General features: G+C 64.8%; 13 protein-coding genes and 1 tRNA gene. 6 read left to right on the top strand and 8 right to left on the bottom strand.

Going from position 1 to position 17,220, the window contains the following annotated elements; all coding sequences use genetic code 11:
• Positions 1–14: 14 nt before the first annotated feature.
• Positions 15–731, bottom strand: coding sequence for a TVP38/TMEM64 family protein (locus tag VF34_RS16605; protein ID WP_027497045.1), 717 nt, complete (start codon positions 729–731; stop codon positions 15–17).
• Positions 732–931: 200 nt separating this feature from the next.
• On the opposite strand from VF34_RS16605, the gene mutA reads away from it, so the two are divergent.
• The 3 genes from mutA to meaB are packed head-to-tail and all read left to right on the top strand — an operon-like array spanning position 932 to position 6,080.
• Complete coding sequence (gene mutA, locus VF34_RS16600; RefSeq protein WP_032372447.1) at positions 932–2,812, top strand: methylmalonyl-CoA mutase small subunit; 1,881 nt, start codon at positions 932–934, stop codon at positions 2,810–2,812.
• Complete coding sequence (gene scpA / locus VF34_RS16595) at positions 2,809–5,079, top strand: methylmalonyl-CoA mutase (RefSeq protein WP_032372446.1); 2,271 nt, start codon at positions 2,809–2,811, stop codon at positions 5,077–5,079. The genes mutA and scpA overlap by 4 nt, the downstream gene beginning before the upstream one ends.
• A gap of 2 nt (positions 5,080–5,081) precedes the next feature.
• Positions 5,082–6,080 carry a methylmalonyl Co-A mutase-associated GTPase MeaB gene (meaB, locus tag VF34_RS16590; protein ID WP_027497048.1) on the top strand — a complete coding sequence of 333 codons (999 nt, stop codon included), beginning with the start codon at positions 5,082–5,084 and terminating at the stop codon, positions 6,078–6,080.
• Here meaB and VF34_RS16585 read toward each other — a convergent pair.
• Complete coding sequence (locus tag VF34_RS16585) at positions 6,057–7,130, bottom strand: nucleoside hydrolase (RefSeq protein WP_032372445.1); 1,074 nt, start codon at positions 7,128–7,130, stop codon at positions 6,057–6,059. The two genes, meaB and VF34_RS16585, sit on opposite strands and share 24 nt — an antisense overlap.
• Positions 7,127–7,597, bottom strand: a complete 471-nt coding sequence (locus VF34_RS16580) for an OsmC family protein (RefSeq protein WP_032372444.1) — start codon at positions 7,595–7,597, stop codon at positions 7,127–7,129. Before VF34_RS16580 ends, VF34_RS16585 begins: the two co-directional genes overlap by 4 nt.
• 306 nt (positions 7,598–7,903) lie before the next feature.
• Between VF34_RS16580 and proP the strand changes: the two genes are divergently transcribed.
• Positions 7,904–9,334, top strand: a complete 1,431-nt coding sequence (gene proP, locus VF34_RS16575; protein ID WP_370878783.1) for a glycine betaine/L-proline transporter ProP — start codon at positions 7,904–7,906, stop codon at positions 9,332–9,334.
• On the opposite strand, the gene VF34_RS16570 is transcribed toward proP, so the two are convergent.
• The 5 genes from VF34_RS16570 to VF34_RS16550 form a co-directional block, all read right to left on the bottom strand.
• Positions 9,323–10,651 carry a CoA transferase gene (locus VF34_RS16570; RefSeq protein WP_052718682.1) on the bottom strand — a complete coding sequence of 443 codons (1,329 nt, stop codon included), beginning with the start codon at positions 10,649–10,651 and terminating at the stop codon, positions 9,323–9,325. The genes proP and VF34_RS16570 overlap by 12 nt on opposite strands.
• A 5-nt stretch (positions 10,652–10,656) precedes the next feature.
• On the bottom strand, positions 10,657–11,922 hold the full coding sequence (locus VF34_RS16565) for a saccharopine dehydrogenase family protein (protein WP_032372442.1): 1,266 nt from the start codon (positions 11,920–11,922) through the stop codon (positions 10,657–10,659).
• A 38-nt stretch (positions 11,923–11,960) separates the two neighbouring features.
• Positions 11,961–13,457 carry a glutamate-cysteine ligase family protein gene (locus VF34_RS16560; RefSeq protein ID WP_032372441.1) on the bottom strand — a complete coding sequence of 499 codons (1,497 nt, stop codon included), beginning with the start codon at positions 13,455–13,457 and terminating at the stop codon, positions 11,961–11,963.
• Positions 13,458–13,591: 134 nt separating this feature from the next.
• On the bottom strand, positions 13,592–15,055 hold the full coding sequence (locus VF34_RS16555) for an SDR family NAD(P)-dependent oxidoreductase (protein ID WP_032372440.1): 1,464 nt from the start codon (positions 15,053–15,055) through the stop codon (positions 13,592–13,594).
• A 142-nt stretch (positions 15,056–15,197) separates the two neighbouring features.
• Positions 15,198–15,283, bottom strand: a tRNA-Leu gene (locus VF34_RS16550).
• Positions 15,284–15,476: 193 nt separating this feature from the next.
• On the opposite strand from VF34_RS16550, the gene VF34_RS16545 reads away from it, so the two are divergent.
• Positions 15,477–16,835 carry a M20/M25/M40 family metallo-hydrolase gene (locus VF34_RS16545; protein ID WP_080733170.1) on the top strand — a complete coding sequence of 453 codons (1,359 nt, stop codon included), beginning with the start codon at positions 15,477–15,479 and terminating at the stop codon, positions 16,833–16,835.
• Positions 16,836–16,851: 16 nt separating this feature from the next.
• Positions 16,852–17,220, top strand: a 369-nt coding sequence (locus VF34_RS16540) for a YbhB/YbcL family Raf kinase inhibitor-like protein (protein ID WP_045841759.1), incomplete at its 3' end; no start/stop codon positions are given.

Here is a 17,220-nt window from a genome sequence, read left to right as displayed (position 1 = left end):
TTGATTTGATCAAGTCAAGCTTCCAGGCTTGATTGTCCCGAATCAAGGTTCTCGCCCTGACGCCTGTTCTCCGGTGCCGATGCGGCCTCACGAGTCCGCGACAACCGCCAGTCGACGAACAACCCGCTCACGCCGATCGCAATGCAGATCCCGGACAGCACCAGCAGTACCGGATGGGTCTGCCCGCCGATTGCTCCACCGATCACCACGATCCCGAGGGTGCCGGGCAGCATGCCGGCGGCAGTGGCCAGAGCGAAGGGGACAAGCCGAACCGCCGACACACCGCAGGCGTAGTTCACCAGAGAGAAAGGCACCGGGGCGATCAATCGCAGAGAGCCGACCGCGAGCCACCCTCGTCGGCGCAGGCTCTCGTCGACAGAGTCGAGAGCTGAATGCGACATTCGCGCCGCCACGGCTTCTCGCCCGATCGCCCGAACCAACAGCAGGGCGAGGACCGCGCTGACCGTAGAGGCGCCGATCGTCACCGCCAGACCGGTGAATGGCCCGAACAGCACTCCGGCGCTCAATGTGAACAGGGTTCTTGGAATGGGTGCAATGGTAACCAGTGCATGGACGGCGAAGAACACGAGCGGAAACGCAGGACCGACCGAGGTGCCCCACTGGCGCATCTGCTCGACGCTCGGATGCGGGGCGAACACCGCAACGACAGCCAGGACGACGATCACCGCCAGTAGCGCGATCAGACGAAGGTCGCGCAGGTGCCGAGTCACGAGAGGCAAGAGTACCGGCGTGAGATGACAGAACAGTTCGGGAGCGGAGCCTGCGGAGTGACCGAAAAGGGGCGGGAGCGGAGCCTGCGGCGTGGGTCACCGAACGTGAGGTGATCCTCACGATAGCCTGCATGTAGGTGGGGTTAGCATCACTTCAAGTCGGGTGTAGGACTGCCCGCCGAACCGAGGGAGCAGCACACGTGTCCATCGCGTCGCACGAAGATGCCGCACGCAGTGCCCACGCGGCCTGGCAGCAGGCGGTGGCCGGGGTCCTGGCGAAGTCTCGCCGGGTCGATGTGGCGGATCTGCCTGCCGATCCCGAACATCTTCTCGATTCCACGACGTACGACGGAATCACGGTGTCTCCGCTGTACACCGCGTTCGACGAGCGCCCCGAGGGTCCGTTGCCGGGGCAGTTTCCGTACCTGCGGGGGCGTGATCCGCATCGGGACGTCAATGCGGGCTGGAAGGTGTGCACGCGTCACGGTTCCGACGTTCGTGACGGTGTGCCCGCGCTGAACGGTCAGATCCTCGATTCGCTCGCCAACGGCACCAGTGCGCTCTGGTTGACGGTGGGGTCGCGTGGGTTGGATCCGTCGGATCTGTCGGAGGCTCTCCGTGGTGTGCTGCTCGAGCTGGCCCCGTTGACGATCGATGCCCGCAGGGATGTTCGCGCGGCAGCGACGGCACTGTTCGACGTTCTCGATGCGGCAGAGATCGACGATCGCGCCGCCGTCGACGTCAGGCTCGGAGTGGACACTCTCACTGCTGCAGTGGCAGGCACGGAATCCATAGCGATGGCCGATGCACTCGAACTGGCTCGCGCGTGCGTCGACCGCGCCGAGTCGATGCGTGCCATCACCGTCGACGGCACCGTGTTCCACAATCTCGGTGCGTCGGATGCGCAGGAACTGGGTGCGTCGATCGCGGCCGGGCTCGAGTACGTCCGATCGATGACCGAGAACGGTGTGGCCGTCTCGGATGCTTTGCGCCAGATCGAGTTTCGATTCGCAGCAACCGACGACCAGTTCCAGACCATCGCCAAGTTTCGCGCTGCTCGCATTCTGTGGGCACGGATTGCGCAGGTGTGCGGTGCGCCCGACGCCGGTGATGCTCCTCAGCATGCGGTGACGTCGGAAGCGATGATGTCGCAGCGCGATCCGTGGGTGAACATGCTGCGTACCACTCTTGCGTCGTTCGGCGCCGGAGTGGGTGGTGCGGATTCGGTGACGGTGCTGCCGTTCGACGCGGCACTGAACGGTGGCGCCGCCGGAGTGTCCAAGACGTTCGCTGCCCGTATCGCGAGAAACACTCAGTTGCTCCTGCTGGAGGAAGCCCATCTGGGTCGGGTTCTGGATCCGGGTTCGGGCTCGTGGTACATCGAGGAACTCACGGCTGCGGTTGCCGCGACGGCGTGGGACTTCTTCCAGACCATCGAAGCGTCGGGCGGATTCGCTGCAGCAACCGCGGACGGTTCGCTGGTCGCCGACATCGAGAAGACCCGTGCAGAGCGCGATTCCGACATCGCGCATCGCATCACTCCGCTGACCGGTGTCAACGAGTTTCCGAATCTGGCCGAGGCCCCCCTGACTCCCGAGCAGACGCAGCCTGCCGGCTCGGCACCCGTGTATCGGTACGGCCGGGCATTCGAGTCGCTCCGAGATCGATCCGATTCTTATCTGGCCCAACATGATTCGCGGCCCCAGGTGCTACTGGTCCCGTTGGGGACCGTCGCCGAGCACAACGTCCGGACGACCTTCGCGTCCAATCTGTTGGCGTCGGGGGGAATCGAAGCGGTCAACCCCGGCCCCCTGGGCGTCGACGCTGTCGCCGGTGCTGTCGAAGCGTCGGGAGCCTCGATCGCCGTGGTGTGCGGAACCGACAAGCGCTACGGCGACGAGGCCGCTACTGCCGTGGATGCTCTGCGTGCAGCAGGGGTCTCGCGGGTCTTGCTCGCCGGCCCGGAAAAGATCTTCGCCGGCGTCGACGGCCCGTCCCGTCCCGATGGATTCCTGACCGCCAAGGTCGACGCCGTCGCCGTGCTGACCGAACTTCTCGACACGCTGGGAGCCTCGAAGTGAGTACCGACGAGAACCGAATCTCGCACACCATCGGCAGTTTCGCCGACGTACCGCTGGTCGATCCCGACGAGCCGACGCCGTCGTCGCCGTCCGCGGAGGACGTGGCCACACACGTGAAGAACGGTGCCAAGGCGAACTTCTACACCCCCGAGCAGGTGGTGTGGTCCACTCCCGAGGGCATCGACGTCAAGCCGGTGTACACCGAGGCAGACCGGGACGCCGCCGAGGCAGAGGGCTACCCGTTGCACAGCTATCCGGGTGCTCCGCCGTTCCTCCGCGGGCCGTATCCCACGATGTACGTCAACCAGCCGTGGACCATTCGTCAGTACGCCGGATTCTCCACCGCGGCCGAGTCCAACGCCTTCTACCGCCGCAACCTCGCGGCCGGGCAGAAAGGCCTGTCCGTGGCGTTCGATCTGGCCACGCACCGGGGCTACGACTCCGATCACCCGCGAGTGCAGGGTGACGTCGGAATGGCCGGGGTGGCAATCGATTCCATTTACGACATGCGTCAGCTGTTCGACGGCATCGACCTCGGTAGCGTCTCGGTGTCGATGACCATGAACGGAGCGGTGCTGCCGATTCTGGCGCTGTACGTCGCCGCCGCGGAGGAGCAAGGCGTCGGGCCGGAGAAACTCGCCGGCACCATCCAGAACGACATCCTCAAAGAGTTCATGGTGCGCAACACCTACATCTATCCGCCGAAGCCGTCGATGCGCATCATCTCGGATATCTTTGCGTACACCAGCGAGAAGATGCCGAAGTACAACTCGATCTCCATCTCCGGCTACCACATCCAAGAAGCCGGTGCCACAGCCGATCTCGAACTCGCCTACACCCTTGCGGACGGTGTCGAGTACATCCGGGCCGGTCTGGATGCGGGCATGGACATCGACACGTTCGCACCGCGACTGTCGTTCTTCTGGGCCATCGGAATGAATTTCTTCATGGAGGTTGCCAAGCTCCGCGCGGGGCGCCTGCTGTGGGCCGAGCTCGTCCAACAATTCGAGCCCAAGAGTGCCAAATCCCGTTCCCTGCGCACTCATTCGCAGACGTCGGGTTGGTCGCTGACCGCACAGGACGTGTTCAACAACGTCGCCCGCACCTGTGTCGAAGCCATGGCCGCGACCCAGGGCCATACGCAGTCCCTGCACACCAACGCGCTCGACGAGGCACTGGCGTTGCCGACCGACTTCTCGGCCCGTATCGCCCGCAACACTCAGCTACTCATCGCGCAGGAATCCAACACCGTTCGGCCGATCGATCCGTGGGGCGGGTCGCACTACGTCGAGTGGCTCACCCATCAGCTGGCGAATCGGGCTCGCGCACACATCGCGGAGGTCGAGGAAGCGGGCGGCATGGCGCAGGCCATCGGCGAAGGCATTCCGAAGTTGCGCATCGAGGAGGCGGCGGCTCGTACCCAGGCGCGCATCGACTCCGGGCGCCAACCGCTGGTGGGCGTCAACAAGTACGTGCCCGACGAGCCCGACACCATCGAGGTACTCAAGGTCGAGAACTCGAAGGTGAGAAAAGAACAGATCGAGAAGCTCGAGCGTCTTCGTGCCGAGCGGGACACCGCCGAGGTCGAGGCGGCATTGGCGAACCTGACTCGGGCCGCAGCGTCGGATCAGCCGGGCATGGAGAACAATCTACTGGCTCTCGCCATCGATGCCGCCCGCAAGATGGCCACCGTCGGTGAGATTTCCGACGCCTTGGAGAAGGTCTACGGGCGCCACCAGGCCGAAATCCGGACAATCAGTGGTGTGTACCGCGACGAGGCAGGCAAATCCGAGAACATCACCCGTGCCACCGCGTTGGTCGAACAGTTCGCCGAGGACGAGGGCCGTCGTCCTCGTGTTCTGGTGTGCAAGATGGGGCAGGACGGACACGACCGAGGCCAGAAGGTCATTGCCACGGCGTTCGCCGACATCGGCTTCGACGTCGACGTCGGTCCGTTGTTCCAGACGCCCGAGGAGGTGGCCCGGCAGGCGGCGGATAACGACGTCCATGTCGTCGGAGTGTCGTCGCTGGCGGCGGGCCATCTGACGCTGGTGCCTGCCTTGCGACAGGCCTTGGCCGACGTCGGGCGCGAGGACATCATGATCGTCGTCGGTGGCGTCATCCCCCCGGGCGATTTCGACGAGCTCTACGCGGCGGGTGCCGCGGCGATCTTCCCTCCGGGCACCGTCATCGCCGACGCGGCGATCGGCCTGGTGGAGAAGCTGTCCGTTGCGCTCGGGCATGCACCACGCGAGGCCAACGCCTGAATATGAACTCTCCGAACAAGGGCCGCGTCATCGACATCGATGCGGTGGCCGAGTCGGTCCGAGCGAACGAACGATCCGGCCTCGCGCGGGCGATCACGTTGGTCGAGTCGACCCGCGCGGACCATCGCGACTTGGCGCAGCAGTTGCTCCTCCGGGTACTGCCCGACGCCGGCGGATCGCACCGGGTGGGCATCACCGGGGTTCCGGGGGTCGGGAAGTCGACGTTCATCGATGCGCTCGGAATGCGGTTGATCGAACAGGGCCACCGGGTCGCGGTGCTGGCCGTCGATCCGTCGTCGACGCGGACCGGTGGTTCCATCCTGGGTGACAAGACCCGCATGTCGCGCTTGGCCGTGCAGGAGAACGCGTACATCAGGCCGTCTCCGACGTCGGGAACGTTGGGCGGAGTCGCCCGCGCGACTCGAGAGACCATCGTGTTGCTCGAAGCCGCAGGGTTCGACGTGATCCTGGTCGAGACCGTGGGCGTGGGCCAGTCCGAGGTGACCGTCGCGAACATGGTCGACTGCTTCACGTTCCTCACGCTTGCGCGTACCGGGGATCAGTTGCAGGGCATCAAGAAGGGCGTTCTCGAACTCGCCGATCTGGTGGCCGTCAACAAGGCCGACGGCAAGCACGCGACCGACGCGAAGAACGCGGCGCGAGAGTTGGCGGGTGCGCTGCGGCTGATCTATCCGCACGATGCGATCTGGAAGCCCCCGGTGTTGACGATGAGTGCCATCGAAGGCACCGGCCTCGACGAGTACTGGAACACAGTGCTCCGCCACCAGCAGGTGCTCCGTGACGCAGGCGAGTTCGCCGAGAAGCGTCGCAAGCAGCAGGTGGACTGGACGTGGACGATGGTCAACGATCAGCTACTGCGTCGGTTGGCTCAGAGCCCGTCGGTGAAGGCAATTCGAGACGACGTGGAATCTCGCGTGCGCGACGGGTCGCTCACGGCGGCGTTGGCCGCTCAGGAGCTACTCGACGCCTTCGATTCCTGACGCCTGCTGTCCCTGCTGGGCGGGGTACAGAGTCGCCGCCAGCTCGCCGACGCGTTCGACGAGCTGATCGAAGAACGCCTGAGGATCGGCGTGGGTGGCGATTGCTGCGTTCGGAGGCCTGCCCCACATTCCGCGCCAATCCGCCACCGTCGTTCCGCGAGTGAGGGATCCGACCAGCTCCACGTCCACGGTCGCGTGCCGATAAGTGGCGATATCCGGTTGCACCGCCACTGCTGCGGCGAACGGATCGTGCATGTGGGCCAGGAACCCCTGATCGTGATCGCGATGGAATTCGAAGTAGAAGCGGACCGCGTCCGAGAAATGACGCACGATCGGGTTCGAGGCCGTCGATCGCGCCCCCGGCGCATCGGTCGACGAGATCAGCTCGGCCGGAACGCTTCCGGCGCGTTCACCGAGAAGGCGAATGTGCTCGGGTGTCATCTCTATGGTCTCGGTGATGTCGAGTGCGCAGACGATCGGGCGGCGGTCCTCGGGTAGTCCGGAGAAAGCGGCGAAGACCTCCGCTGCAGCCTCGGGGTCCACCGCGATGTTCCACTCGCTCGTCGGCGTCGTGTTGCCCTGATGCTGAAAAGCACCACCCATCAACACCAATCGCTTCAACAGCCGAGGCAACTCGGGGTCTCGGCGAACCGCCAGCGCGAGATTGGTCAGCGGACCGGTGACGAGACCGGTGATCTCACCCGGTCGCGAGCGAACCAACTCGATCCACATCGTGGTGGCATCGCGTGCGGACAGGTCCCGACTCGACACCGGCAGCTCCGCATATCCGATGCCCTGCGGTCCGTGAGTGTCCTCGGTGGTCATCAGTGGTGCCACCAACGGCACCTGCGCACCGAGCGACACTTCGATATCGGCCGCGCGGCACAGGTCGAGCCAGGCCAGGTTGTTCGCGGCGACCTGGTTCACCGGCACGTTACCGGCGGTGGACGCTATGCCGAGGATCTCGGCCTCGTCGGTGGCCAACAGGTAGAGCAGTGCGAGCGAGTCGTCGATCCCGGTGTCGACGTCGACGATCATCGGTACGGTCATGCGTTCACCCGAGTCGTCGGGTTGTGGCGGACCGGGAAGTTGACCGATCGGGCGATGAAGCACTTGGCTGCGGCCTCGGCGTGCAGTTCCTCCGCACGGGTCACCATCGAGGACTCGGCGACCGTCACTACCGGAGCCAGGGTCACCTCGACGAACTGCCCCGAGCCGTCGGATTGCTCGGTCATGACCCCGGTGGGGGAGTCGACGTAGTCGGTGACGGTCACGTGCGACGCGGCGGCCAACCCGAGGTACCACAGCATGTGGCAGCTCGACAGCGACGCCACGAGTAGCTCCTCTGGATTCCACCGCTCGGGATTGCCTCGAAAGCTCGGATCGGAACTGGCCGAGAGATCGGGTTTTCCGGGTGCCGTGACCAAATGATCGCGGTCGTATGCGGCTGCATTCGCCGTCCCGTGTCCGAGATTGCCGGTCCAGCTCACGGCCAGGGCGTAGTCATGGGTGGGCATGGGTCCATCGTGCCAGGCCGCCGTCCACCGTCGTCACGCACGCCGAGGTGACCTGTCCGTATTGCGATCAATGCGCCAATTGTCAAGGTAGTGGCCAAGATTCGATCGACCGTCCTCTACCTGGGGGAATATACGCTCGTGCGTGCCGATGTCCGTTTCGGCGTTTGTCTGCTGGTCATTGCGCTCGCTAACGTTGCTGCAATGACGGTTGCGCAAGGTCCAGAATCGCCCGAGTCGTCACCCCAGATCCCGAAATGGGGCCAGCGCCACGTACAGCGTCTGCGGCGTGACGCATTCTTCAAACGTATGCGTCGCAAGCCGGCGATGTCGGAAGAGAGCATCACAGTCGTGGACCAGCCCATGCTCAAGCGGGCCGTGTCTGCAGCGGCACTGGGCAACACGATGGAATGGTTCGACTTCGGTGTGTACGGCTATCTGGCCGCGACACTGGGCAAGGTGTTCTACCCGGACGCGTCACCCGCAGTCCAGTTGCTGTCGACCTTCGCCACGTTCGCGGCCGCGTTCGTAGTACGGCCACTCGGTGGACTCTTCTTCGGCCCTCTCGGCGACCGCATCGGACGCCAGAAGGTCCTGGCCGCCACCATGATCATGATGTCGATCGGTACGTTGGCCGTCGGCCTGATTCCCAGCTACGACTCGATCGGAATCTGGGCTCCCATCCTGCTGCTCGTCGCCCGCCTGGTTCAGGGATTCTCGACCGGTGGTGAATACGGCGGTGCCACGACCTTCATCGCCGAATACTCACCCGACAAAAGACGTGGTTTTCTCGGCAGTTGGCTCGACTTCGGCACTTTCGTCGGATACGCGATGGGGTCCGGATTGGTGACGATTCTCAATGCGGTACTGGGCGACGCCACCATGATCGAATGGGGCTGGCGCATACCGTTCTTCATTGCCGGACCGATGGGCATCATCGGTTTGTACCTGCGCCTCAAGCTCGAGGACACCCCCGCGTTCCGCAAGCAACTCGACGAGCACGACTCCAAGGTCAAGGCGCAGGAGACCGGACGCAGCTCGATCGGAAAGATCTTCACGGTCCATTGGAAAGCACTGCTCATCTGCATGGGAATCGTGTTGCTGTACAACGTCACCAACTACATGGTGACCTCGTACCTGCCCACGTACTTCACCGAGGTCGTCGGTCGCAGCCAGCTCAGCGCCGATCTGTTGGTCCTGTCCGCGATGGTCGTGGTCGTGTCCATCATCGTGGCCGTCGGTCGGCTGACCGACCGAATCGGCCGCAAGCCGGTGTTCGTGTTCGGTGCCATCGGACAGATAGTCCTGGCCATCCCGTGCTTTCTGCTGATTCAGCGCAGCGGATGGATCGGGCCTCTGATTGCGTGCCTGCTGCTGGGAGTGGTGTTGGCGTGCTTCGCCGCACCCAGCGCCTCCACCTTGCCTGCACTGTTCCCGACGCGCGTGCGCTACGCCGCACTGTCGATCGGATTCAACCTGTCGGTGTCGATCTTCGGCGGCACCACACCGCTGGTCACCTCGGCCCTGGTCAGTTCCACCGGCAGCACCATGATCCCGGCCTACTACCTGATCATCAGCGGCGTCATCGGTCTGATCGCCGTCGGTTTCCTCCGCGAGTCGGCTACTCAGCCGCTCGATGGTTCTCCGCCCCAGGTGGATTCGACCGAGGAGGCCAAGGATCTGTACACCGAGGCTTCTGCACTGACCGGGAGTAGCTCCGCAGACCGGTCAGCGCGGTAACCAACCGGCCTCGTCGCTACCCCAGACGTGAGCCGGGTACGCGTAGTCGGAGTAGCAGTCGAACACCGGTCGCGCTGCCGTCACCGAGCCGTGCGTGACCACGCACTCGGGTGGCGGTAGCGCGGCGGGGCCGTGTTCGGGGTCGCGCCCGGGAAGACCGGTCAGCCACGCCGCCGTTGCTGCGAGCGCTACGTCGACCGGTGCCGCAGCGCCCGACCCTTCTACGCGCGCCGCCAGTTCCGAGACGATTCCGGCAGCCAGCTGATAACCGCTCGCATGATCGAGCGCCTGAGCCGGAAGCCGACCGGGCCGACCGTCACGGCCTTCCAGAACAGAGATACCGCTCGCAGCCTGAACGAGGCTGTCGAAGCCCCGCCGCCGCGACCAGGGACCCTCTGTGCCCCATGCGCTGATGCGCCCGTGGACGAGGTCCGCCCGGTGTTCGAGGCCGAAACGATCGAGGGCCCCCGGCCGATACCCGGTGACGAGCACGTCGGCCGAGTCGAGGAGCCCGAGCATCCGATCGAGTCCCTCCGCCGTGTCCAGGTCCAGCAGGGCCGACCGCTTGCCCTGGCCGTTCTCCAGATGCTGCCAGGGCAACTCCGGGTGCCGGGGCGAATCGACACGGAGCACGTCGGCACCGAGAAGTGCGAGAGCGCGCGTAGCGACAGGACCGGCAATCACCCGCGTCAGATCGAGCACCCGGATACCCGCCAACGGGTATTCGGCACCGTGTGGCCAAAGCGACGAAAGCAGCCGGAACGACGGAATGCGCACTCGGGCAGCCGGATCGGCCGCACTTCGTGCAACGACCGGACCGGAGCTCGCGGCAATACCAGCGGGGTGAGCGGACCATTGATCTTCCGTGCGGACCCGCACGGCCAGAGCGCCCGACGCCGCGCACAGCTCTTCGAGCTCGAACCCGGACATTCCACGGAGTCGATCGCCGAACACGTCGATCGACTCCGCCGAGCCGGCGCCACCGAGGCCCACCACACCGAGCAATGCCTCTCGGTGGTGTGGGTAGTTGGCGTGGGTTCTCACCCAACCGTCGGACACCGGGAAGAAGCCGGACAGATCGGCGAAACCCTGCACCGGCTCGCCGTCGATCCGCAACACGGTGTCGCCCATGAACGACGCGGTGATACGCGCCATGGACGCTGTCGGCGTCACCGTCTCGGAATCCGTCGTCACCGATCCCAGCGCGCTTTGCAACTGGGCGACGGCGGTGCCGAGGGCACCGACCGACTCGGCGGCGAGCGCCGCGACCGGAAGTGTCGATGCGAGATATCCAGTCGTGCCCGACGTTCCCTGCACCGCAATCAGTTCCGCTTGGCCCAGATCTCCATACCGGCCGCATTCAGACGGTCCACCAGAACGTCGCCCATGGCCGTCGCGGGAGTGAGAACTCCGCTGGCTTTCGGCAGTGCGTCTCCACCGAGAACCAGCGCGAGTGCGGACTCGGCGAGCATGACCGCCGTCGCCTTGTAGCCGGGGTCGCCGGACGCTTTGACCCGGGCCCGGTATCGCGCCCCGGACGTCGTCAGGGTGTATAGATCGACCGTGAAATGGCCCTTCTCTCGGGCCTTTTCACTGGGGCCGCTACCGGGCTTGGGCAGGATGCGATCGAGCACCTTGCCCGGCAGTACCGTCATGGCCGACACTCCGACGAACAGTCCTGCCGACAGTGCACCGGCGAGCACCGGGCTGACGACGGACGAGCCGACGCTCATCACCTCGCTGTACCGGAACTGCTTTCCGTAGGCCCAGTCTCGAAGTGCATTGGTACGCCGCACGACTCGTGTGTTGTACGAGGCCATCACGAACGGAGCCTTCCACCCGCGCAGGCTCGGATCGATCTTCTTTCCGTCGATGAGCACGGTATCGAGTTGGCGGCCGAGCTGGGGCTCGAGGCTTCGATCGGGGCTCAGCGAATACGGACGGGCCGCGATGCGTCTGGCCCGCTTGTCCTTCTTCATGGCCTCGATCTGACCACGGAGCGAGTCGACGGTACCGCCACTGACCCCGCCCGACATCGAGGTGACCACGAGCGTGGTGTCGGTGAGTTCGCCCGCATTGTCGGCCGTGACGGCCTCGTACAGAGCGTGGACACCGATGTCGGACGGAACCGAGTCGAACCCGCACGAGTGGACGATCCTGGCACCGGTACGTTGTGCGATCTCGTGGTTGGTGTCGATGCTCTCGCGAGCGAAGAGCACCTCGCCGGTGAGGTCGACGTAGTCGGTTCCGGCCTCGGCGCACGCAGTCGCCAGTGGCAAGCCGTACTTGGCATACGGGCCGACCGTCGTGATGACGACTCGGGTCGATTCGACCATGGATCGCAGCGCAGCGGTGTCGGCGGCGTCGGCTTCGATGACGGGCCAGTTCTGGGCGGTGGGTCCCAGTTCCTTTCGCGCTGCCTCGATGCGTCCGGTGGACCTGCCTGCCAGCGCGATACGGGTGTCGGCAGGCGCGTGTTCGGCGAGGTACTTCGCCGTCAGCTTTCCTACGAATCCGGTGACGCCGTAGACGACGATGTCGTGGGTGCGGTCGGGGCCTGAGGTGAAATCCGAGTCGGACGTAGTCATGGTTACGACACTAACGCGAACGCCGCCGGCAGCGTCGGCTAGTGGGTCCAGGTGTGCACGGGTTCTCCCGTGTCCATCCTGTCCACGTAATCTCCCAACATCCCCGCGAGAGCCTGCTCCCGAGTATCGCCGGCCCGTTCGCGCGCGACGACGGCGGCTCGCTGCCACCCCGAACCCGACTGCTTGGCCAGGCACCGCGCTTCGATAATGCCGAGATAGCGGTCACGTACGGCAGAGTCGACGCCGTACGCGGCGAGACCGGCCTCGGCCATCGGAAGCAATCGGCGCAGTACCAGCTCCTGCGGACTCACCCAGCCGACCTCGGGCCAGTAGAGCATCGAATCGAACCCGCCGCGCGCCGCGGAGTGCACGTTCTCCTCGGCGGCATCGAACGACATCTGCGACCACAGGGGCCGATCGGCATCCGCGAGAGCCCGTACGGTGCCGTAGTAGAACGCGGCATCGGCGAGGGTGTCGACGACTGTCGGTCCGGCAGGCAGAACGCGGTTCTCGAGCCGGATGTGGTGCCCGTCGCCGGACCGATCGTAAATCGGCCGGTTCCACCGGTACACGGTTCCGTTGTGCATCCGCAGTTCCGACAGCGACGGTGTGTCACCTCGGGCCAGAGCGGCTTTGGGGTCCTCTTCGCTGCTCACCGGGAGCAGGGCGGGGAAGTAGCGCGAGTTCTCCTCGAACAGGTCGAAGATCGAGGTGATCCATCGCTCCCCGAACCACACTCGCGGGCGAACTCCCTGGTTCTTGAGCTCCTGCGGCCTCGTATCGGTGGCCTGCTCGAACAACGGTATGCGGGTCTCGTGCCACAGTGCACGCCCGGCGAGGAACGGCGAGTTCGCGGCGAGCGCGACCTGAACACCCGACAACGCCTGTGCGGCATTCCAATACGACGCGAACTCGTCAGGGGCGACTTGCAGATGCAGTTGGACGGACGTGCAGGCCGCCTCGGGCAGAATCGTGTCGGTCACGATATCGAGGTTCTCGGCGGCCGCAGACCCGGGCAGACGCACGCCCGCGATCTTCAGTTCGATGTCCTCACCACGGGCGGCGAAGATCTGCTGGTTCAGTAGGTCGTATCGCGGATTCGCCGACAGCCACCGATGCTCGAAGTGTTCCTTCGTCAGAGTCGGGAGCATGCCGATCATGGCAAGTCGACTACCCGAGCCACGGGCCCGCTCGTCGGCAGCATTCAGCGATCGCCGCAGATCCGTCTCCAACTCGGCGATCGACGAGCCCCGCAGCGGTCGAGGATCGACGTTGATCTCGATGTTGAACTGGCCCAGCTCGGTCTGATAATCAGGATCGGCGATGGCGTCGAGTACTTCGGCATTGGCCATCGACGGTGCCATGTCCTCGTCTACGAGGTTGAGCTCGATCTCCATGCCGATCTGGGGTTCGCCGACCTGGAACGTCTCGTCGGCCAACATGATGGCCAACGCGTCGAGACAGTCCTGAACCTTCTGCCGAAACTGGTGTCGGTCCTGTCTGGTGAACTTTCGGCGTTCGACATCCTCGCCCATGGTGACCGCCTAACGCTGTGTCTCGGTGCCGTTCGCTCACGCGAGACGGCGTCGTTTCCGAGTATCGCAGCCCGGGGTTGCTCCGGGGCATCCACGTGCAGAATCGCCCGGAGGAACGACCCCGGGGCCGATCGTCACCAGGGCGAGGGCTGGTAATCCTTGAGGAACGAGCCGTACAGATCGATTCCGAGTTCGCCCTGCACGATGGGGTCGTACACCCGCGCAGCACCGTCGACCAGATCCAGCGGCGCGTGGAAGCCCTCGTCGGCCAGCCGCATCTTGGTGGGGTGCGGGCGCTCGTCGGTGATCCATCCGGTGTCGACGGCGGTCATCAGGATGCCGCTCTCCACCATCTCCTTGGCGCTGGTGCGGGTCAGCATGTTCAGTGCCGCCTTGGCCATGTTGGTGTGCGGATGCCCCGGGCCCTTGTATGCCCGACCGAACTGACCCTCCATGGCAGAAACGTTGACCACGTACTTGCGTCGAGCCTGCGACGCCTCCATCGACGCGCGCAGGCGTGAGACGAGGATGAACGGTGCCACGGAATTGCACAGCTGCACTTCGAGCAACTCGACCGGATCGACCTGCTCGACGGTGTGAATCCAGCTGTTGGTCTCGGCGAGGTCGGGCACCAGGCCGCCCGCGTCGATCGCCAGTCCGTTCTCGATGCGCTCCGCTGTCACCGAACCCGCCACCATCGCCAGAGACGCAACGTCGTCTGCGCTCAGAGTCGCCGAGACCTGCTGACCGCCGATCGCCGTGGCCGGCAACGAGCTGGCCAACGACGCAGGGTGGGCGTCGCTGGTCTTGCCGAACGTGATCCGTTCCGGCCCGGCACCGTCGGTCAGTGCCGCGGGCAACGGTTCCGCTTCGGCGTCGGCCAGCGCGCTGTACGAGCCGGGGGAGCGCTTGACCGTCTGCGCAGCGTTGTTGATCAGAATGTCGAGCGGCCCCTCGGCCGCCACCGAATCCGCAAGAGCGACAACCTGTGCCGGATCTCGTAGGTCGATGCCGACGACGCGCAGACGATGGAGCCATTGGTCGCTGTCGTCCATCGCGGCGAATCGCCGCACCGCATCGTTGGGGAAGCGGGTGGTGATGGTCGTATGGGCACCGTCGCGCAGCAGTCGAAGCGCGATGTACATCCCGATCTTCGCTCGGCCACCGGTCAACAGTGCACGTCGCCCCGACAGGTCGGTCCGAGCGTTTCGCTTACCGCGGTTGAGAGCCGCGCACTCGGGGCACAGCTGGTGATAGAACGAATCGACATCGGTGTAGCGCTGCTTGCAGATGTAGCACGGGCGCGCCCTGATCAAGGTGCCCGCGATCTCACCCTCGGCGCGCGAGGTGAGGGACAGACCTGCGGTCTCGTCGTCGATACGATCCGGGGATCCGGTCGCCGTGGCCGCCACGACGGCCCGGTCGGCTGCGCTGACGGCGTTCCGTGCGGCAACGCGTCGAGCACGCTTGAGATCTTTGAACATGGCACCGGACGCCCGCTGGACGGCGATGGAATCCGGATGATTCTTGTCCAGCTCGGCGGCTTGTGCGAGCACCCGCAGACACGTGTCGAGATCGGTGGGGTCGATCGAGTCCATCTTCAGTCTCCTAGCATCGGCCCGGTCGAGCCGTCGACGTGAGAACAACGAAAAAGACCCCGATTCCGAAGAATCAGGGTCAGTTTCGTCTGTCTCAACTCAGATCTTTGAAAATCTTTGTCTGTGAACAACATTCAGACGGTGTCCGAGGGGGGACTTGAACCCCCACGTCCGTTAATAGGACACTAGCACCTCAAGCTAGCGCGTCTGCCATTCCGCCACTCGGACATGTGCGACCGTTGCCGCATATTCTCTTGTTGCTCTCACAGCTGGTCGCTGTGCGCTGCGTAAGATTATCCGACGGGTTCCCGATAACCCAAATCCCCACGTCAGTTCATGCGTCGAGCGGTTTTCGGTGGTGCCCCGACACCTCGGTGATGGTAGGAACGACGATGTGGCAAACGATTCGAACGATCCCGAAGTGAGCAATGCCCGAAGCCGAGGAGAACGCGCTCCCACCGTCGCTCTCGACGAAGTGGTGGAGCTGGTCAGCTCTCTGATCAGGTTCGACACCTCGAACACCGGCGAACTCGACACCACGGTCGGCGAGAAGGAATGCGCCGAATGGGTGGCGAGCAAGCTCGAAGAGGTGGGGTACGAGACCGAGTACGTCGAATCCGGTGCCCCCGGACGCGGCAACGTCTTCGCCTGGCTGCGCGGCGCCGACTCGTCCCGTGGAGCTCTGCTCGTACACGGACACCTCGACGTCGTCCCGGCCGAGCCGGCCGACTGGAGTGTGCACCCGTTCTCCGGAGCCGTCGAAGACGGCTACGTCTGGGGTCGAGGTGCCGTGGACATGAAGGACATGGTCGGGATGGCACTGGCGCTGGCCCGCCAGTTCAAGTCGAACGGCACGGTTCCGCCCCGCGACATCCTGTTCGCGTTCCTCGCCGACGAGGAGGCGGGCGGCAAGTACGGATCGCACTGGCTGGTCGACAACCGACCGGATTTGTTCGAGGGCGTGACGGAGGCAGTCGGCGAAGTCGGCGGGTTCTCTCTGACGGTCGCTCGACCGGACGGCACCGAGAAGCGGCTGTACATAGTCGAAACCGCCGAGAAGAGTCTGGCGTGGATGCGGCTGACCGCGAAGGCGCGGGCCGGACACGGATCGTTCCTGCACGACGACAACGCCGTGACCTACCTGGCCGAGGCCGTGGCGAAACTGGGCAATCACACATTTCCCCTGGTGCTCACCGAGTCGGTATCGCAGTTCTTGCAGGCGGTCTCCGAGGAATCCGGACTCGACTTCGATCCGACGTCACCGGACATCGACGGCACGCTGCTCAAACTCGGCAGCATCGCCCGCATCGTCGGCGCGACCCTGCGTGACACGGCGAACCCCACGATGCTCTCGGCCGGCTACAAGGCCAACGTGATCCCGCAGACCGCGACAGCCGTGGTGGATTGCCGCGTGTTGCCCGGCCGCCAGGCGGCCTTCGAGAAGGAGGTCGACGAACTGATCGGCCCGAATGTCGAACGCGAGTGGATCACCAAGCTCGAACCGTACGAGACCACGTTCGACGGGGATCTCGTCGACGCGATGAACGACGCCGTCCTCGCGCACGACCCCAACGGGCGCACCGTGCCGTACATGTTGTCCGGCGGTACCGACGCAAAGGCGTTCGCGCGCATCGGAATTCGTTGTTTCGGGTTCGCTCCGCTCAAGCTTCCGCCCGAACTCGATTTCGCGGCGTTGTTTCACGGCATCGACGAACGAGTACCCGTGGAGTCGTTGGAGTTCGGCACACAGGTGCTCGAGCACTTCTTGATGCACAGCTGATACGAAAGGAACCATCGTGGCGTACAACCCATACGACTCGCTTCCGGACCTACCGTCCTTCGAGTTGACGTCCGAGGATGTGCAGGACGGCAAGCCCCTGAAGGCCCAGCAGGTCAGCGGAATCATGGGAGCCGGTGGACACGACAACTCCCCGCAGCTGTCCTGGTCCGGATTTCCCGAGGGCACCAAGAGCTTCGCGGTGACGGTCTACGATCCCGACGCACCGACCGCCTCGGGGTTCTGGCATTGGGCCGTGGCGAACATTCCGGTCGAGACGACGTCGCTGGTCTCGGGAGCAGGCGACGACGGTGGAACCGGGGTGCCCAGTACGGCCGTGACGCTGAAGAACGACGCGGGCCTGTTCCGGTACATCGGTGCTGCCCCG

It is taken from the genome of Rhodococcus sp. PML026, from assembly GCF_000963615.1.
Lineage (GTDB): Bacteria > Actinomycetota > Actinomycetes > Mycobacteriales > Mycobacteriaceae > Rhodococcoides > Rhodococcoides fascians.
Note: the sequence above shows the minus strand (reverse complement) of the source record. Positions and strands in the feature narration are given on the sequence as shown.